At 48.0% G+C, this 17,861-nt stretch carries 17 protein-coding genes; 6 read left to right on the top strand and 11 right to left on the bottom strand.

Annotated features, from left to right (window positions below; translation table 11 throughout):
- The first annotated feature begins 132 nt into the window (after positions 1-132).
- The 3 genes from ACM6JA_RS01370 to ACM6JA_RS01360 all read left to right on the top strand — a co-directional run bounded on the left by ACM6JA_RS01370 (position 133) and on the right by ACM6JA_RS01360 (position 4,344).
- Positions 133-1,839 carry a methyl-accepting chemotaxis protein gene (locus ACM6JA_RS01370; RefSeq protein ID WP_414850839.1) on the top strand — a complete coding sequence of 569 codons (1,707 nt, stop codon included), beginning with the start codon at positions 133-135 and terminating at the stop codon, positions 1,837-1,839.
- Between the two features lie 93 nt (positions 1,840-1,932).
- Positions 1,933-3,132 (top strand): iron-containing alcohol dehydrogenase, encoded by a 1,200-nt coding sequence (locus tag ACM6JA_RS01365; protein WP_414850838.1) that lies wholly within the window; start codon positions 1,933-1,935, stop codon positions 3,130-3,132.
- Between the two features lie 96 nt (positions 3,133-3,228).
- Positions 3,229-4,344, top strand: coding sequence for an aminopeptidase (locus ACM6JA_RS01360; RefSeq protein ID WP_414850837.1), 1,116 nt, complete (start codon positions 3,229-3,231; stop codon positions 4,342-4,344).
- Positions 4,345-4,394: 50 nt separating this feature from the next.
- On the opposite strand, the gene ACM6JA_RS01355 is transcribed toward ACM6JA_RS01360, so the two are convergent.
- Genes ACM6JA_RS01355 through ACM6JA_RS01335 form a run of 5 tightly spaced genes read right to left on the bottom strand, consistent with a single transcriptional unit; the run spans position 4,395 to position 10,434 of the window.
- Entirely contained in the window at positions 4,395-5,510 is a 1,116-nt protein-coding gene (locus ACM6JA_RS01355; protein WP_414850836.1) for a sensor histidine kinase, read from the bottom strand.
- 42 nt (positions 5,511-5,552) lie between these two features.
- On the bottom strand, positions 5,553-7,706 hold the full coding sequence (gene vanT, locus ACM6JA_RS01350; protein ID WP_414850835.1) for a serine racemase VanT catalytic subunit: 2,154 nt from the start codon (positions 7,704-7,706) through the stop codon (positions 5,553-5,555).
- Complete coding sequence (locus tag ACM6JA_RS01345) at positions 7,690-8,490, bottom strand: M15 family metallopeptidase (RefSeq protein ID WP_414850834.1); 801 nt, start codon at positions 8,488-8,490, stop codon at positions 7,690-7,692. Before ACM6JA_RS01345 ends, vanT begins: the two co-directional genes overlap by 17 nt.
- Before the next feature lie 3 nt (positions 8,491-8,493).
- The gene (vanG, locus tag ACM6JA_RS01340; RefSeq protein ID WP_414850833.1) at positions 8,494-9,546 is read right to left on the bottom strand and encodes a D-alanine--D-serine ligase VanG; all 1,053 of its coding nucleotides are present in this window, start codon (positions 9,544-9,546) and stop codon (positions 8,494-8,496) included.
- Between the two features lie 21 nt (positions 9,547-9,567).
- Positions 9,568-10,434 (bottom strand): D-alanyl-D-alanine carboxypeptidase family protein, encoded by an 867-nt coding sequence (locus ACM6JA_RS01335; protein ID WP_414850832.1) that lies wholly within the window; start codon positions 10,432-10,434, stop codon positions 9,568-9,570.
- Between the two features lie 144 nt (positions 10,435-10,578).
- Between ACM6JA_RS01335 and ACM6JA_RS01330 the strand changes: the two genes are divergently transcribed.
- Together ACM6JA_RS01330 and ACM6JA_RS01325 are read left to right on the top strand one after the other, a co-directional pair.
- Positions 10,579-11,526, top strand: coding sequence for a helix-turn-helix transcriptional regulator (locus ACM6JA_RS01330; protein ID WP_414850831.1), 948 nt, complete (start codon positions 10,579-10,581; stop codon positions 11,524-11,526).
- A gap of 65 nt (positions 11,527-11,591) precedes the next feature.
- Positions 11,592-12,113 carry a DinB family protein gene (locus ACM6JA_RS01325; protein WP_414850830.1) on the top strand — a complete coding sequence of 174 codons (522 nt, stop codon included), beginning with the start codon at positions 11,592-11,594 and terminating at the stop codon, positions 12,111-12,113.
- On the opposite strand, the gene ACM6JA_RS01320 is transcribed toward ACM6JA_RS01325, so the two are convergent.
- Positions 12,110-12,886, bottom strand: coding sequence for a DUF169 domain-containing protein (locus ACM6JA_RS01320; protein WP_414850919.1), 777 nt, complete (start codon positions 12,884-12,886; stop codon positions 12,110-12,112). The genes ACM6JA_RS01325 and ACM6JA_RS01320 overlap by 4 nt on opposite strands.
- A gap of 207 nt (positions 12,887-13,093) precedes the next feature.
- On the opposite strand from ACM6JA_RS01320, the gene ACM6JA_RS01315 reads away from it, so the two are divergent.
- Complete coding sequence (locus tag ACM6JA_RS01315) at positions 13,094-13,654, top strand: hypothetical protein (RefSeq protein WP_007717280.1); 561 nt, start codon at positions 13,094-13,096, stop codon at positions 13,652-13,654.
- A gap of 78 nt (positions 13,655-13,732) precedes the next feature.
- Here ACM6JA_RS01315 and ACM6JA_RS01310 read toward each other — a convergent pair whose 3' ends face one another.
- From ACM6JA_RS01310 to ACM6JA_RS01290, 5 genes are all read right to left on the bottom strand, one after another.
- Positions 13,733-15,046, bottom strand: coding sequence for a VWA domain-containing protein (locus ACM6JA_RS01310; RefSeq protein WP_414850829.1), 1,314 nt, complete (start codon positions 15,044-15,046; stop codon positions 13,733-13,735).
- A 103-nt stretch (positions 15,047-15,149) separates the two neighbouring features.
- Positions 15,150-15,824, bottom strand: coding sequence for a Tad domain-containing protein (locus tag ACM6JA_RS01305; protein WP_414850828.1), 675 nt, complete (start codon positions 15,822-15,824; stop codon positions 15,150-15,152).
- Positions 15,825-16,226, bottom strand: a complete 402-nt coding sequence (locus tag ACM6JA_RS01300; RefSeq protein WP_414850827.1) for a TadE/TadG family type IV pilus assembly protein — start codon at positions 16,224-16,226, stop codon at positions 15,825-15,827. It lies immediately after the preceding gene.
- 34 nt (positions 16,227-16,260) lie between these two features.
- On the bottom strand, positions 16,261-16,983 hold the full coding sequence (locus ACM6JA_RS01295; RefSeq protein ID WP_414850826.1) for a hypothetical protein: 723 nt from the start codon (positions 16,981-16,983) through the stop codon (positions 16,261-16,263).
- A 23-nt stretch (positions 16,984-17,006) separates the two neighbouring features.
- Positions 17,007-17,861, bottom strand: a complete 855-nt coding sequence (locus ACM6JA_RS01290; protein ID WP_414850825.1) for a hypothetical protein — start codon at positions 17,859-17,861, stop codon at positions 17,007-17,009.

Raw genomic sequence — 17,861 nt, 5'->3', positions numbered from 1 at the left:
ACTGCATGTTTTTCGAACTATAGATGTTAACATTCGTTTACATGTTCTCCATACTGGCTTTACATCTCCTTATTACAATAGTCCTTAGTCTCAGGACTTTTCGACCATCCATTTATCAGGAGGCAACTGGAGATGCACGCTATCTTTCGCCATTTACTCACTCCCTTTTCTCGCTTACACAGGCAAGTGCGGCTCCGTACCAAGCTGACGATCCCACTACTGTGCATCCTGCTCATTTCTTCCAGCATAATTGGCTGGACCTTTTACACCCAGGCAAAAAAGGCGATGATTTCGCAAATGGAGTCCCGCCTTGACTCAGAAACGGACAAGACTACCGAAAAAATATCGCTTTTGAAGTTCACTTTCGCTAGCGACGATCAATCCTACCAAAAGCGCTTTCAATACGAATTGCAACAGCAAGAAAGCAATCTGTCTCAGGAAGGCTTGGTACTCCAGCAATATCTGGTCAAAAATGGAGCCTTTCACCCCATTGAAAATGTGACAAAGGGCTCCATTGAAATCCCGCAAGATATCGCGAAACGTATGGAAGCGGAGCGCTTCGGCGTGATTCATGTCCCTGTCGATAACCACATACATACACTGGCCTTTACCCATTCTCCTGAGGAGAGCTACATATACGTCATAGACGTTTTGCAGGAGTCCTATCTAGGTCCTCTCCATGAGATAACCAAAATCATCGTGATGACCATTCTCGCTAGTCTGGTCCTTTCTTTGTTGCTGTGCTTGCTGGTTGTGAAGGGGATAACCGCGCCTTTTCAGACGTTGATTGTGGCCATGCAACAGGTCAGCTCGGGCGACCTCACCCATCGTTCCCTTTTGCAAAACGAGGGTCCAGAGATTCGCGGGATTTCAAACAGCTTCAATCACATGGTAGAGCAAATGTGCGAGATTATTGCCGAGTTCCAACTCATGATTGAGGAATTGAACAAAGGCGGCATCGCCATCAGGCAAACAGCCGATGAAGCAGGCGATCGTTCGTCGATGCTGTCGTTGCGTCTCGATACAGTCAACCAAGGCGTCGAACAAACGGCTGCCTCAACAGATGGTGCCAGCACCTCTTTTCAGCACATAAAGCAATCGATGGACGGTTTGTTTGCGCGTATTTTCTCTGTGATTGAAGCGGGTAAAAAGATGCAGACAGTCACCCACAATGGTCAAAATCGTATCGATGATTTGAACACGATGATCAACCGCTTCTCCCACACCTACGCACAGGTCGACACCCGCATGACTGAACTGCGTCGACAATCAGAATCCATTGGAGATGTTGTTCATCTGATCCAAAACGTGGCGAAGCAAACCAAGCTTCTCGCTTTAAATGCGAGTATTGAAGCGGCCCGTGCTGGCGAATACGGGCGCGGATTTGCTGTCGTGGCCAACGAGGTAGCCAAGCTTGCCAGTGAGTCGGAAAATGCCACATTAGAAATCACGCGGCTGATGGACGCTGTTCAGGAACAAACCTATGCGATTTCCTCCGAAACCTCACAGGCATCCGAACAGCTTCAGCAAAGCCTGCAAAAGCTCTCAGATGCTGCATCTGCTTTTCTTGAGCTTCGACAAGCTGTCGATCAGACAACGGGAGAGCTACATATAGCCAACGAGGGGTTATCCGACATAACCGAAGGCTTGCACACCGTAGACATGGCATTGGATACGTTTGTTGCCATTTCCCAAGAGACCAAAAGCAGCACAGAAGAAATGCTGGTTGCTTCGCGCGAACAGCTCACTTCCATTGAAAAATCACGTCAACTGGCTACAGAGCTTCTATCCTTATCTGAGCGTCTGCAAGAAATCAGTGATCGCTTTCGCGTTGCATGAACAAGCAGAGCCTTCCCCTCGGGCAGGCTCTTTTCTTTTGTTTATGATAAACTTGTCAGTGGTACAACCAATACGTGAAAGAAGGAATTTCAGATGTTTCCATTTGAAGTGTCTTTTCCTACCAAAATTTACTTTGGCATGGGCGAACTGGAACGTTTGGGCCAAGAAGCAAAATCGATGGGCCAAAAAGCATTGCTCGTCACAGGCGGCAATGCGGCCAAACGTACAGGACTTTTGGACCGCGCCAAGGCTCTGTTGCAGGAAGCTCAAGTGGCGTATCTTGTTTTTGACAAAATCGAACCGAATCCGCGTACGGCAACGGTCGATGCCGGAGCTGCTCTTGCTCGTGAGCATCAGTGTGACTTCATTCTGGCTATCGGTGGCGGCTCCGTGATGGATGCCTCCAAAGCGATTGCGGCAGCAGCCGTTTCTGGACGCCCGATTTACGATTACATGCGGGGAAATCCGAGCGGCTCTGGTCAATTGCTGGTACCCGTTCAGGAAGCACTGCCGATCATGACCGTCCCGACAGTAGCCGCTACAGGTTCGGAAGCCAACCATATTAGCGTCCTGACTCATTGGGACACGCATGAAAAATCTTCGATAAACGGCCCAGCACTTTACCCGAAGATTGCCATTCTTGATCCGTCTATCACCTTTACCGTTCCAGCTCGGGTCACAGCGGAATCTTGCGCCGATATCTTTTCCCATCTGTTTGAAAATTATTTGATTAGCGCGGAAGGAACCCATGTTCAGGACGGGATTTCCGAAACACTCATTCGTCTCGTCGTCGAGCACTCCATCACAGCGATCCAGCAACCAGACAATGCAGAAGCACGATCCACCCTTTTGTGGGCGAGTACGCTGGGCATCAGTCCATTCGCTGCTGGCGGTCGTGGTGCTGGTATGCCGTTGCACGGAATTGAACATCCGCTGAGCGGAATCTACGATATGGCTCACGGTCGTGGACTGGCGATCCTGTCCCTTCCTTATTTTGATCAGGTAATTTTGCAAGACCGTCCCGAAAGACTAGCCCGTATGGGACGTCATTGCTTTGGCGTTACCGTGGAGGACGACGGCGAAGCAGCACGAGCAACGATTGAAGCCGTTCGACGTTGGTATGAGCGCATGGGAATCACAGAACGTCTGTCTGACTTCGGCGTGAATAAACAATCGCTGGCACAAATGGCTGAAGAAGCGATTCGCATCGGCGGACGCGGAAGCGGGTATCTGCCTAGCTCACGAAAATTGAATGAATCCGATGTGATCGCGATCTACGAGGCTTGCCTGTAATCGAATCATCAAACACACTGGCGAGCCTTCGCTCAGTTGTGTAATAATACAAATTAATCATTAATCAAAATTATTTTACTACGGAGGTTACCACCTATGGCAGATCCACGCATTAATGAACTGGCAAGCCGTCTCGTCCGTTACTCACTCCATTTGCAAAAAGGCGAAAAAGTTCTGATTGAAAATACAGGCCTGCAACCTGAACTCGTTCGTGCACTTGTGCGTGAATCATTTGCAGTTGGGGCTCTGCCTTTGGTCACCTTGAAAGACCAGGAAATCATGCGTGCACTCTATCAAGGCACGAGCGAAGAACACATGGCTCTGATGGCAAAATACGAGTATGACCGGATGAAAGACATGGACGCTTACATCGCTATCCGCGCTTACGACAACATCAACGAGTATGCCGACGTACCGGAAGACAAAATGGGCATTTACGCTCGCGTCCTGTATCAACCTGTACATACGAACGAGCGCGTTCCGAACAAACGCTGGGTTGTACTGCGCTACCCGAACAAGTCGATGGCGCAACTGTCCAAAATGAGTGTCGAGGGCTTTGAGGACTTCTACTTCTCTGTCTGCAATCTGGACTACGCGAAAATGTCCGCTGCCATGACTCCGTTGAAAGAGCTGATGGAGCGCACCGATCGTGTACGCATCGTCGGTCCAAAAACTGACCTGCGCTTCTCCATTAAAGGAATCAATGCCATCAAGTGCGACGGCAAACGCAATATCCCGGATGGCGAAGTATACACCGCTCCTGTGCGCGATTCCGTGGAAGGAACGATTTTCTACAACGCGGCATCGATCTACAACGGCGTTACCTTCAATGATGTTCAGTTCACTTTCAAAGAAGGCAAAATCGTGGAAGCGACCAGCTCCAATACTAAAGCATTGAACGACATCCTCGACACTGACGAGGGCGCACGCTATATCGGAGAATTCGCGATCGGCTTCAACCCGCACATCCTCCACCCAATGCTGGACATCCTGTTTGACGAAAAAATCGCGGGTAGCTTCCACTTCACGCCAGGGAATGCTTACACAGTAGCAGACAACGGCAACCGCTCCTCCATTCACTGGGACTTGGTCCAAATCCAACGCCCTGAATACGGCGGCGGCGAAATCTGGTTTGACGATGTGCTGATCAGAAAAGACGGGATCTTTGTGTTGCCAGAGCTGGAAGGCTTGAATCCGGAGAATTTAATTTAAATGAAATCTATCAAGCCGTACTAGCAAAGGGGCTATCCAGAAAGTCGTACTCACTGACTTTCTGGATAGCCCCTGCTTTCGTTTGGCAACCTGACCTCAAAACACGTTCGAATCAAATCACTTTGGACTGAGATCGTTCCCCGATGCTTCTCGACGATATTTTTGGCAATAAACAGGCCGAGTCCTGTGCCTCCCCCTTGATGCGTTCGCGCTTTATCGCCCGTAAAAAACATTTCAAAAATATGCGGTAGCGCATCCTCAGGTATCTGGTTACCGTAATTCATGATTTGTACTACCACTTCATCGTCCTCACGATAAGCGTTCAAATCGATAAACTGGCCATCTCCTCCATAGCGTACCGCGTTGGTCAAGATATTCTCAAATACGCGCGCCAAAAGCTCTCCATCTCCCACGATCACTAAATGAGCAACAATCGTACACCGCGCGACCAGCTCATTTTTCTCAAAGGAAGGATACATCTCTTCATTTAACTGGACAAGCAATTCACTCAAATCAATGACCTTTTGCTCGAGGTTGACCATGCCGTAATTCATTCTCGTAATTTCGAAGAGCTCATCAATCAGCTTTTCCAATCGTTGCGACTTGGTAAAAGCAATCGTCGCATAATGCCGCATTTGTTCTTTTGGCATCTGCTCGTCTCGTAAAACTAAATCTAAATAACCCAGTACGGATGTCAGCGGTGTGCGTAAATCGTGCGCCAGATTCAAAACAAGCTGATCCTTGCTGCTTTCGGCGAAATCTCCTCTTTCTACCGCCTTTTGCAGCATTTCACTTGCCAGATTGATATCCTTGGCGATATCTGCGAACTCATCATTGGATGGAATATGGACATGCCGTGTAAAGTCTCCACTGGCGAGATAATGAATGCCCGTGGAAATCTCCCGAAAGTAGCCCGCATACCGTTTGGTCAGGAGATAGAAATACAAGATCGCAATGGGAGCAAAGACAAGCAAAAAGAAATTGATATCCCCCATCTCCCTGATGAAACGGCGAACCTGGGCGAGCGGATCTTCGTACTTAACCTCCATCCGATAGTAAAACTGGAGTACTTTATAGAGCAGAAAGGTTACGATACCGGCCAGAAGCATGCCAAGCCCAAGAAGCCCAAGCATTTTGGAACGAAAACTATGTCTCCTCTTCACCATGGAAAAAATGAACCACTCCCTATCCCAATTTTCGTCCAGAGATCAATCATGATAGACTCTTTTAACGCGTTCTCCCAAACGGCTTACCAGTTCGTTCGTAATGGTTTTACATTGATGGGCCATTTCCTCGGCAGTGATACCCTCTTCTTGATCTCTGCCGATAAAGGTCACAACATCACCTTTTTGCACCTCTTCCATATCTGTAATATCTACAATAAGCTGATCCATGCAGACAAACCCAATAATTGGTCTCCTTTTTCCTCTGATCAAGCAGGTAGCGCCCGATTGTGACAGCATGCGCGGAACCCCGTCTGCATATCCGATGGATACGATGGCAATCTTGCTGTCTTTGTGCGCTGTGTGGGCGCGTCCATAGCCCACGGATTCTCCTTTTTCCACCTGTTTCACCTGTACAACTCTTGCTTTCAGTGATAACACAGGTCGTAGGTCGACGCTTGTTTTTACCTTATCTCCCTGCTTGCTCAACATCCCGTAGAGAGCGATCCCAATCCGAGCATAATCGTATTGCAGCTCCCCGTAATTCAGCACGCCGTAACTGCTTTGAACGTGCAGCTTCTGTGGATCGATCCCCTTTTCTTTCAGCTGATCGATCACTTTCTGGAAACGGGCGATTTGATTTTTCGTGTAATCGATATCCGAAGCTTCCAAACTGTCAGCCACACTCAGATGCGTAAAGGTACCGCATACCTGCAAATTTTTATAGCGATACATGGCCGCAATTCTTTCTGTGTGTTCCCAAGATTCCCCGAGTCTCCCCATCCCCGTGTCGATCTTGATATGAACAGGGATTTTCACGTTGTAGCCATTCAGTTTTTGGGCATATTCGTCATCTACTACGGTTTGCGTCAGTCTGAAACGGGCCATTTGGCGTATCCGTCGTTCATCGGTATAGCCAAGCACCAGAATCTCCCCTTTTACGCCCTTCTTCCTTAGCTCGATTCCTTCATCGATTGTGGCAACTGCGAAGTGATCAATCCCGAGCTTGTTTAAGAACTTCGCGATTTGCCATCCGCCGTGGCCATATGCCTGCGCCTTGACGACTGCCATCATCGCACAATCCTTCGGGAGAATCCGCTGGATTTCCCTTACATTATGTTGGAGATGAGGAAGATGGATATCAGCCCATGCTCGCCCTGGTTGATCCGGTTTCCCACCTCGAAAGCGCTGGATCACCTTCATCGCCATCACAGAAAGAACAAACGACAGCACTGTGACCAGTGTAAAATGCACCAAACTATTTTCAACAAGCGGCCCTGTCAGTCCCGTCACTTTGGCCGCTCCGCGAATGAGCACAATGCACAGCGGATGGATGACATAAACATACAGGCTCAGCTTTCGTAACGTTGGGCGATTTTTGCCTTTCCAGAACAACAGTAGTTGAAAGAGAAAATACATGCACGGTATCAAAAAAATATACATACTGTCATGGCGTTGCAGCTGATAAGCGTGTAAAAGCAAGCCTTCCATTACCAGCATGCTTCCGAACACTCCAAGTCCGATGGCATACGGTGCGACCTTTTTCTTTTTCCGCCTGCGGGTATTGGCAATCATCCCTCCCATGACAATAAACACAGGGGCAAAAAATAAACCGTTCCGCGTGTAATCAAACAGGGTAAACATCGATTGATAGATACTGTTCACATATGGATTCATCTGTGCAAATCCAAAGTAGCTGTCTCCCAATAACCCGATGCCATACAGCAGCAAAGTCACCCAAAACGTTTTCCATGCGGATAGTCTTGTATACAAAAAGGTACTGATACACACCCCCAGCATGATGCCAGGGAAATACCACAGATGATACAAGGTCCCGTTAAACAAGAGGTCTTTCACTGCTGAAAATACGGTAAATTGATCCGTAAAATACCCTGCATACACATTCACAGGAAGATAGAGTAGGATCGAAAGCAAATATAGCTTTCCTACTTTCCATAAAAACGGCTTCAGCAAATTCGCATTTCTGTTGCGATCAGTGCCAAGCTTTTGCAAGAAGAAAAATCCTGTGCACATAAAGAAAAACGGAACCGCCACCCTGGCTATTGTTCGTGTCAGTGTAAAGTCAGCCCATTCGCTTATGGACAGCAGGGGAGAAGTATGGATTGCGATGACAAGGATCGCTGCAATGATTCGGAATCGATCCAGCCCGCCATACTGCTTTTCACTCCCCACGTTCATTACGTGCCTCCTGATGAAACACCGTAATGATAAATCCATCCACGTTGTTGCCCGATATTTCGTATTTCTCACCAGCAACAATCGGAATGTGCGTAACTGTATCGCTAGCCTTTACATAGTAGATTTCAATGCGCTCATCATCCACTAGCAAATGCTCCTGATGGAATTCGTAGTTTTTCACATACTCGATATACTCTTCCAGACAAAGCTGAAGCTTTTCCATCAAAACAGCATGCGGATAGCCCACATACCGAAAATGCCAAGGCTCATCCGAAATCCCTGTCAGCTGTTCCTTGTCTTTGTCGTAGCGTTTGATAAACCCATATTGACTGGCACGTTGGCGAAACATTCGGCATACGCCATGATCAGGAAAAGAGGGGCAAATAAAATCGATCTCTTCCCTCTTCTCTCCTACATCAATCGCAAGCCCTGTCTGATGCTCGCTTTCATTCGGACGCGCGACATATTGACTGGTAAACACCTGTCCATTTTCGAGCAAGGATTGATCATAAATATCTTTTTGTTCCGTCTTGCTGCGAAAACCACTGACAGGCACGATTGTATGCTCTGCGTTGCAGGCCTTCAGTAGCTTGGCAAACATCTTTGCAGCCGTGTTTTCCAGCATCATATTGTTGTGTGCTCCGTCAATCAGCCGCATGCGGTTCAGCAGGATGCCGTCGTCTGTTTGCCAACGGATCGGGTACTGGCGATTCACCAATATCAGATGGCCGTGATGCAGATTGTCGCTGTTCAAAGAAATCGTCGAGACGTGAAGTTGTGTCATTGATTAGTCCTCCTCCAACGCTAGCATAATCAATGTATCCAGAAGTTCTTTATAGGAAATCCCCGCAGCACGCAGCATGCTTGGATACCTGCTTTTCGAGGTAAAGCCAGGGATCGTATTCACTTCGTTAAACACAATGTCTCCGTCTGGTGTGACAAACATATCCACGCGAGCGAAGCCACGACAGCCAAAAACCTGATAGAGATGGGTGGCTGTTTGCTTGATTTTATGAGCGAGTTCCGCGTCAATTCTTGCTGGGACATGGATATGGGCAGTCTCCAATGAATACTTTTCTGTATAATTGAAGAAGCCTTGGAGCAATTCGATCTCATCCACTTCCCCCACAATAACCTCACGATTTCCTAGTACCGCGCAGCCTACCTCAAATCCCACGATGTTTTCCTCGATGACTACTTTGTCATCATGCAGAAGAGCGTTTTCTATCCCGAAGACCAATTCTGATGGGCTGTATGCTTTCGTAATCCCAATCGAAGACCCTGCCTTTGCCGGTTTGACATACAAAGGGAATCCCAGTGCTTCGGTGGCAGATTGAACCGTCGCCAGATCAGTATTTGGATAAACGGTAACGGATCTTGGCGTTTTGATACCGGAGCTTTCCGCCAACGTGTGGGCGATATCCTTGTCCATACAAATCGCAGAGGATAGCGTGTGACAACCGACAAACGGAATTCCGGCGAGCTCCAATAGCCCTTGCACCGTTCCATCCTCTCCGTTTTTGCCATGCAAAATCGGGAACACCACATCAACCTTCGTGACTGTCATGGTACCGTTCTCCTCTGCAACAATTCCCTTCACCTGTCTGCAAGGAGAGAGAAAGGCAGGCACACACTTCTCACTTTGATGCCAACTGTCATTCCGAATGCTTTCGATGTTGCCGGTATATCGTAGCCATTGCCCTTCCCTCGTAATTCCTAGGAAAATCACCTCGTACTTTTCCAGACACAAGCTTTCCAGCACCGAACTCGTAGATTTAAGGGATACTTCATACTCCGAGGAACATCCCCCAAACAAAATCGCGACAGTCAATTTCTTCATAGGATTCACTCCTTCTTTTCTTTAGTTCACGTAGCTTGTTACAATCACACCGCCCATGTTGTCACCCGAAATCTCATAGTTGCTCGTAATCGGTACGTTGATCGTCATCTCTTGATCGACAGGGTAGTAGTTAATTTCATAGATCTTTCCATCGTTTGTCACGGAGATACTTCTTTTGTCTTTTACGTAATCCAAGTATTCTTCCAGCGAAAAGTTATTCTCCTTCATGATCGCGCTATGCGGCAAACCGACATATCGGAAATGCCAAGGCTCGAATACCGTTCCTGTAATGGCTACCTTGTCCTTCGGGTAGCGCAAAATAAAACCGTATTTCCACGAATGATCTTCCAGCCACTTGCCTTCAGGGGCGTGCTCCATTTTCATTTGCGTCGATCCAATATCCAGCGCGGAACCTACATTATGTTCGCTATAACCGCTCGGCATCGCGTACGCTGGCCCCATTTCTTCATACAGCTTCTCTTGTTCTTCCATGCCTCGATAACCGCTGTTCAGGATAAAGTGGCTCACGTTATCTTGTTGCGCAGCTTCGACCATCTCCAAGAATACTTTGGCTACACGCTCCGACACTTCGATTCTATGATCGAGCAAAGTATAGCCTTGTAACAGTTCTTCATGCTCAGACAACCGAACCACATCGTTTTTTACCCCTGCCTCATGAACCGGATAGTCTTTATTGACCAAAAGAAGGTCTCCCTGATAAATTTGATCTTTTGCTATTTGTATGGATTGGTACTCCACACCCACACCGGTAGCCTCTCCCACTGTTTCGATATGTCCGCCAACATTAGGTGGTCCATCTGTTATTTTTTGAAAAACGATATATCCAAACAGCGATAAAATGACAAGCCAAAAAACCCTCTTTTTCATTCACAGCTTCCTCCTTCACTTACACATGTAGGATAGGGAAAACTGTTAAAATAAAAAGTAGGGTAAATATAAAATAATTTTAAAGATGTCCATTCATTTTTATAAAGTTGCTTAGCTGGATAGTGAGGAGGTCAGCAGCATCGCATGAATAAAACAGACCGTTTGTTGGCGATCGTTCTGGAGCTACAGCGAAAAGGAACGTTGCGCGCAGAAGATTTGGCCGCGACCTTCGAGACGAGCGTCCGGACAATTTATCGTGATATGCAGGCATTGAGCGAAGCAGGCGTCCCCATCGTTGGGGCACCAGGTCAGGGCTACTCGTTAATGGAAGGGTATTTTCTGCCGCCCGTCAGTTTTTCGGTAGAAGAAGCCGTTGCACTCTTGATCGGAGCAGACTTGGTCGAGCAAGCTTTTGACCAAAACTTTGGCAATAACGCAAGAGCTGTACAGCGCAAAGTAGAAGCGATCCTGTCTGCGGATGTAGGCGAACAAGCCAGCCGTATCCGCTCAACCTTTCGCCTCGTAAGCCCCAGAGCAAACAATCTGCGCGAGCAGGAAAAAGCGCATGCACAACTTCTCCACGAAGCGATCATCAATGAGCGGAAGGTGCGGTTCCGCTATCGGAGGGGTACGCCTGGGGAGGATGACGATCGTGAAACAGTGCGTGATGTTGCTCCATATGGCCTGGTGCTGATTCGTGGTTCTTGGATACTACTCGCTCATTGCGATCTGCGACAGGATATTCGTCGATTCCGCCTGTCACGCATGAGCGGCCTGATCGTTTTGGAAGACCGCTTTATCCTCCCTGACCATTTCCATTTTGATGAATACAAGCCTCTCGACGATCGGTCGCTGGAGGTGCAGATCGTCATCAGCACAGCTGTCGCTGATCGGGTAAAAGAATCGGGCTATTTTTTTATCGAAGAGATTACGGAGCATCCGGACGGCTTTCTCGTCAGATTGCGAGTCAGACAAATGGAAGAAATATTGTCTTGGGTACTTGGTTTGGGGGCAGATGCGGTTGTTCTTACGCCTGAATCCTTGCGTAGCCGAATGCGCGAAGAAGCCAAAAAATTATTCGAACGCTACTGACATACTGCTGTCAGTAGCGTTCGAATATGATAAAAGCAAGAAAACCAAGAGGAGCTGATTCGCCCATGAATACAAAGGAAATCGTGAACAAATTTGAAGACGTGACAAACCACTACCTGCTTGAATTAGAAGGCTTCACCATGGAACAACTCTTGCAAAAACCAAGTGAAGATGAATGGTCGATCGGTCAAATGTACCTTCACTTGATCCAATCTGCCCGGTATTTTCAACTGGGAAGTATCGAGAAGTGTAGACAAGGAGGTCCTGCTGTCACAGAAGCAGGTACCGAAAAATCCGAGATCGGGCAGACCATATTTGCTCAAGGATCCTTGCCTCCCGTTCGTGTGAAAGTCCCTGCCTCCCCGGAGTACACACCTGCACAACCAGAGAGCAAGGAGCAATTGCGTGATGGACTCATCAGCGTGCTCACACAAATGAAAGAGCTGGAACCGACTCTGGACGAAATTCCTGCGCATCACACGGTGGCTCACCCAGCCTTCGGTCCGCTGACGGCCAAGGAATGGTTTGCCGTCGTAGAAATGCACTATCGTCATCACCTGCTCCAGCTCAACCGACTGAAGGGTTAGTTTTTTTCTCCAAACATACCCGCAAGCTTTTGATAGGTCAGCGGAAACTCTGCCTGATAACGTAAGAAAGACGGGATCGGGTAGCGGATTCCGCCTTTTTGCGTTCCGACTAATCCCTCCACCAGCTCGGCGGCATCGCGAAAATGAAAGCTGAAGGCCATCTCGTGATCCTGTGTCTGGGCAAACAATCTGTCGCCATAACACGGTACGATCACTTGCGGTTGTCCCGTCTGGATCGGCTTGATGGCAATGTCCGCACAGTCGGCCCGACTGGAAAAGGTGGAAGGAATCGACCCACCGCGCTTGTACAGCATCCCCGCCACCAATCGCATGACCTGTGCCGCATTGCCGTAAATCACGATGACATCTGGCTCGATCTCTGCTCGCTCCAGTGGAAATGATACGTAGTAGCCGCTTTCTTCTGCTGAAAATTTCGGAACATCCAGCTCGCTTTTCGCCCCATTTTCCAGTGAATCTGTATACATCCCACAGGCGAGATGACCCTCTGTATAAAACGCCGGCTGCTCTTCATAGCCAAAAGCCACCTGCGCGATCGGACAGGACAGATCGGCTCCATTCATCGCGATGCTCCAGCCATAACGCCTTGAAAAACCGACAGCTTGGCAAATCGTAATCGGATAACCTAGATCACGGACAGGTCGCTTTGCCTTTGACGGCAGAGCGGCTTCTTCTTTTCGGATGCTAACTCCTACGGGAAAGGTCTCAGTCCTCACATACATTTGAAGCGCTTGATTCAGCTCGATGGCGTTCATTCCATTTGCCCCCTCGTTTTTCACATGCACTGCTCATACTCCGAATTTTTCGTCTTTTTTGCCCAAAGTCCTGTCACTCCCTACATTTTTCTCGAAGCTTACAACATCGTAAGGTAATGGAAAGGTTAATCGATAGGGAGTCGAAACAATCCCTGTTAGGATAAAAAAAGACTACACGTATTACTTGGGATGGCTGGAGGGTTCACAATGAAAAAGTTCGCATGGCTGGGAACGGCGCTTCTCGTCTTTTTGTTAATGGGATGCTCCTCCAGCTCACCAGATACAGTACACGGGCTCGGAAAAGAAGAAGCGGCGCAAATCGCTGCAGCCGCTGTTAGACAATATTATCAGATGGATGTTGATACGACTGATCGGGAAATCACGCTGGAGGACCCAACCAATTCGGTATACAGAGGTGTACCTGTTCACGCCGTACTGAAACGCGAACCTGTGAGTGGCGATGTCCATGGCTTTCACGCCATCATCGAACCGAGGTCAAAGCAAATTCTTTCCCTGTCGATTGACGTTATTGGAATAAACGGAGAAATGGCGACAAAAACGATGACAGAAGCAGATTTGGAAAAGACGGCATCAGATTTCATCCGCTCGAAAAACCTGCTTGCGACGAACGACTTCCAATTGGTGAAAGCTTCTGACGCTCATTCCAATGACGCCAAGCGCTACTTTTATTACACAGATGGCCTAAATGATGTGGCAATCGGAGTGGACCCAGGCCTGCAACAGGTCGTTACGTTCACATATGATTGACGCACCCTAATCCTTTACATTTACAGTGGGTTCTCCGATGCGACCGCAATCGCTTTTATAACGGAGAACCCATTGCTGTTAGTTTCCGCTGTATTTATCCTCAATTTCCTCTCTCATTTCCTGATAGGTCTCGGTTGTGAGACTCACCAAGTAATTGGTAAGCTCCTCCTTGGACTGTGTAGCCAACGCTTCTCTTTCTTGCCTTTTCCCAGTAAGGTACTCCCTCGCTTCATTGCCAATCTTGCCACTCGCAGACAAATGCTCGATCGCCATTCCGATGTTCAGGCTCTCCCGCCAGTTTTTCTCGTACCAATCCCGGTCGTAAGCATCCACCCATTTTTTGCGGTCGATCAGCACAGCGTCAGCTTCTGTCAAAGCATCCCGTTTCCACTGCTCCCACTTCTGGGCAATTTCTTTCGCGCGTTCCAGCTCTTGCTTGAACTGCTCGCGGTTCGTCACATTTGCATACAAACCTTCTGACGCGTGGGCAATTTCCTTCAATTGCTTCTGCCCTTCTGCATTCACGTCAAAGCCGATGACGTTTAACAACGGCATAATTTTGGACTGGGACAATTCCTTGGCTACTGCCACTGGATTGCCATCGCACGTCTCGATACCGTCACTGACCAGATAGATGACATTCGTATTTTTATCCGCTTCGAATCCCGCCAAATCCTCCTGAGCAAGACGCAAGGAGTGCGCAATGGATGTCCAGCCCGTCGGCTCAAACATGCCAAGTGCTTGCTCAAGACCTTTCGCATCGTAGGCTTGCAATGGATAGACCATCTCACTACTGCCACAGGAGAGCTGTTTATGCTCATCCGCATTGCTGCCCTTATGTCCATACACGCGCAGCGATATTCTCGCCTCTTCTGGCAGTGCTTCTGCGAATTCCTGGATCGCTTCCTTGGCGAGCTGCATTTTCGTTTTGTCCCCAATTTTCCCAGCCATGCTGCCGCTTGCATCCAGGATGATTTCTACGTTGAAATTTTCCCGAAACTGAAAGCGGGCGTCCTCGATGTCAGGACTGCCATACGAAGCCATTCTCCAGCGGTCTACAACCATCTGGGGACTGAGATAATCCTCGGCAAATAGGGTGATCAATTGATTCCAGTACAAATCCAAGTAAGCATCATTCATCCCGTCGACCAGGGTAGGCATTTTATCCAAAACCTGTATGATCTCAGCTCGATGCGGATAAGCTGCATGGAAAAATTGTGTGCCAGCAAGCGGTCCGGGCTGTGAAGCAATCAATTCCTGTGTCGTCTGCGGCCATTGATTTTGCCGGATCCCTGTACTCGCTCCTATTGCGCCCAGTGAACAGCCCGAAAGCAGCAGCATGATCATGATGCTGTTGATCAAGAGCGACATCCGCATTTTGGTGTTACGCATTCGGTCATATCCTCCTTGCCTTGTTGCCTTGTTGATCAGATCGTCGCGTTTTTCTTTCGGATGAACGCCAGATGTCTAGTCATGCCATTTCCTCCAACCATCATCATCCAAGAATAGGGATATTGATGTAAAACCAGTCGTTCACCTCATCAATAAAATCGATCCGTCTGCTTTCTCCTGTCTGGTAGATTTGCTCGGAATAGGCAGGAATGAAGTCAAACCCCATCGATTCCGATTCGTACTTTACAGAAGTTGTTACTTCAATCCGATTGTCACTGTTGAACAATTTGACGGACGAGCCGCTGAGCGTTGCATGGTTATCCGATAGCACTTTGGCAACCACTCCAGGAATTTGACTAGCCGCGTTACGCAACCCTAGACTTACATATACCTGCAACTCATAATTACCTGGCAATGCGTTGCTCAATACCGAGTCAATCGCGCCATATTCAATTTCACTATGAGACCAATCGGGGTGTGACGCTCTCAGCGGGCTCTTAGCAGCTATTATTCTGGGTGTGAGATAATCTTGTTTATAATACCGATTGGGTGACGCATCGTATATTTTAATTGCATCATCCATCTCATCATAAATATCCTTCACCGCCGCAATACTCGCCTGCTGCGCACTGTTCGACGCCTGCTCCTTGTCTACAAAAATGGTCGAAAAGTTGAAAAGCGCAACAAACACCAGCATGAACATAAACCAGTAAATCGTCAGGGTAAAGATCGTCATATTTCCACGTTCATTTTGCAAGTGACGCAGTATACGTACCATCTAGTTCATCACCCTGCTCTTCATTTCCCGATCAAATGAGATATATCGGTCTTCCTCTTTGATATAGAGCCAGTCAGGAAGAAACCCCAGCTCCATCTGTACGCCGACCTTGGCTGTAAAATATCCGTCGCCATCCCATGTGATATCGCCCTCATTGAAGGAAATGTAGCCTCCTGCCGCGTTCACCACGTTTTTGGCAGCTTGTATGGCTTCTCCCGAGTTTCCCGTTATGGCGTACACCTTCGCCGCCTCATTTGCTGCCGACTGAGAGATGATTACGCCGTAGACACCCACAAGAAACTGCCAGCAAATCAGCATGATCAGAAAGACGAACGGCAGTATGGCGATAAACTCTACGGTGACCGAGCCCTTTTCATTGGAAACGATCTTCTTCAGGCGCATTCTTCGCTCATCTCCTCTCGAACTTATTTGCAAGCTACCTTTCATCGAGCAGCAATCCCCCTGCCACAGCAGCTTCCGCTCCTGCCGCCTCGTCCTTCCATTTATTGACGTACATCATGAACATGACTGCAAAAAACGGAAGAACAATCACATTAAGCAACAACTCAATAAACATAACCGCCCCGAAAGTCGCTGTAATCGACGTGACGAGGAACAAGCCCGCCATACTGATTAGCCATTCCACCACACTCACCATTAGCAACAAGCCAAAGATTTGGAAGAAGTGCTTTTTGCCCATTTCCAAGGCAGCTCGCCAAGAGCGCCAAGCAGATTGTTTTTTCAGCACCACAAAAAACGGCGTCAAATAGAACAAGATCATCAGAATCAACCCGGGTATCATGAACAGCATCATTCCTGTAGAGACAAGAAAGCTAAACACGATCCCAAATACGAATACGGAAAAGCTGTGTTCAAAAAAAGTCCGAAATGCTTTTCGAATCGGACGTTCATCGCCGTCCAAATCACTTTGGACATACTGGGCAAAAGGGATCTGGAGGATCAGCAAGAACAGAAGAAGTAAAAACAGATTGAAAAAGCTTGCGACGAATTTGGCGCCCGTGATCGCGGCGATCAGATTCAGGTAGTTCAGCGTAAAGTTGTGGATGATAAAAAATGGAACCACGAGCACGGCGGACAAGAGCAGCAACGATTCGATGTTCCGTGCATAAAAACGGATGCTTTCTTTGAAGGGATGCATATGGGTATCTCTCACCTTTCCTGTTAAGGGTTTCGCAGCTTATCCATCAGCCCGTTTTCCAAGATGGTCATATTAAGCTTCTCGTGGGCCTCTCGCAACTGTTCAACCGAATGGAAAGACTCATGTTTCCCTGTTGTATGCGTCTCAAAGCTTTTCACGGATTCATCGGCAATATTTCGCAGCGTTTTGTCTTTATAAACAGAGAGCAAGTCGCTCAGCTTTTTTCGTTTCTGCTCCTGTACCCGATCCAGTTCTACTCGATCGGATTGGAAAAACTGGTAAAGCCGATCCACAGAATCTTTGATCAGCACCTGCTTGCGAATGCGATCATACAAAATGTAGTCGGATTCAAATAACACATCCCGTAATGCCGTTTCTTCTCCCGCGATGACGTAGTTGCGCGCGAAAAATTGATTGAGCAGATTCATCCCTCGATCATAAATAGCACGCAGCTGGTCTCGGCTTTCCATCATGGTTTTGCAAACGTCGATCAGCTTCTCTGTATCTTGCCGTATCACAGTGTCCATCTTATTCTGGTAGCTGGGCAAAAGCGCCCTCAGATACTCGTATTTTTGCTCGTACATCTCGATCGGCTTATCCTTATCAATGGCCAGATTGTTCTTAATCTTGCGCCCCGCATGTGCATGTACCAAAAACAGTTTCACTACGGGCTCTGCTTCATTGCGACGAACCACTTCACCATCCGGTCGCAGCACCAAGTACCCGACAGCGTCTTTTTTCCCCCATCTCCAGTACGCGACATGGTAGTAATATTCTCCGTCTACGTAGGCCGGGTAATTATACAGCTCTGTCCTCTCTAAAAAACGCTTATTCCGCTCGATCTGAGCCTGAACCTGTGGTGTATTCACGACTTTCAT

The organism is Brevibacillus sp. IT-7CA2, assembly GCF_949767855.1.
Lineage (GTDB): Bacteria > Bacillota > Bacilli > Brevibacillales > Brevibacillaceae > Brevibacillus.
This window is presented reverse-complemented; position numbering and strand designations above follow the sequence as displayed.

Coding starts and splice junctions, on each gene's coding strand:
- ACM6JA_RS01335 (WP_414850832.1), bottom strand. CDS start 10,434: ATGAAAAAGAGGGTTTTTTGGCTTGTCATTTTATCGCTGTTTGGATAT.
- ACM6JA_RS01355 (WP_414850836.1), bottom strand. CDS start 5,510: ATGGTGAAGAGGAGACATAGTTTTCGTTCCAAAATGCTTGGGCTTCTT.
- ACM6JA_RS01370 (WP_414850839.1), top strand. CDS start 133: ATGCACGCTATCTTTCGCCATTTACTCACTCCCTTTTCTCGCTTACAC.
- ACM6JA_RS01290 (WP_414850825.1), bottom strand. CDS start 17,861: ATGAAAGTCGTGAATACACCACAGGTTCAGGCTCAGATCGAGCGGAAT.
- ACM6JA_RS01295 (WP_414850826.1), bottom strand. CDS start 16,983: ATGCATCCCTTCAAAGAAAGCATCCGTTTTTATGCACGGAACATCGAA.
- ACM6JA_RS01305 (WP_414850828.1), bottom strand. CDS start 15,824: ATGGTACGTATACTGCGTCACTTGCAAAATGAACGTGGAAATATGACG.
- ACM6JA_RS01315 (WP_007717280.1), top strand. CDS start 13,094: ATGAAAAAGTTCGCATGGCTGGGAACGGCGCTTCTCGTCTTTTTGTTA.
- ACM6JA_RS01330 (WP_414850831.1), top strand. CDS start 10,579: ATGAATAAAACAGACCGTTTGTTGGCGATCGTTCTGGAGCTACAGCGA.
- vanG (WP_414850833.1), bottom strand. CDS start 9,546: ATGAAGAAATTGACTGTCGCGATTTTGTTTGGGGGATGTTCCTCGGAG.
- ACM6JA_RS01325 (WP_414850830.1), top strand. CDS start 11,592: ATGAATACAAAGGAAATCGTGAACAAATTTGAAGACGTGACAAACCAC.
- ACM6JA_RS01320 (WP_414850919.1), bottom strand. CDS start 12,886: ATGAACGCCATCGAGCTGAATCAAGCGCTTCAAATGTATGTGAGGACT.
- ACM6JA_RS01300 (WP_414850827.1), bottom strand. CDS start 16,226: ATGCGCCTGAAGAAGATCGTTTCCAATGAAAAGGGCTCGGTCACCGTA.
- vanT (WP_414850835.1), bottom strand. CDS start 7,706: ATGAACGTGGGGAGTGAAAAGCAGTATGGCGGGCTGGATCGATTCCGA.
- ACM6JA_RS01360 (WP_414850837.1), top strand. CDS start 3,229: ATGGCAGATCCACGCATTAATGAACTGGCAAGCCGTCTCGTCCGTTAC.
- ACM6JA_RS01310 (WP_414850829.1), bottom strand. CDS start 15,046: ATGCGTAACACCAAAATGCGGATGTCGCTCTTGATCAACAGCATCATG.
- ACM6JA_RS01365 (WP_414850838.1), top strand. CDS start 1,933: ATGTTTCCATTTGAAGTGTCTTTTCCTACCAAAATTTACTTTGGCATG.
- ACM6JA_RS01345 (WP_414850834.1), bottom strand. CDS start 8,490: ATGACACAACTTCACGTCTCGACGATTTCTTTGAACAGCGACAATCTG.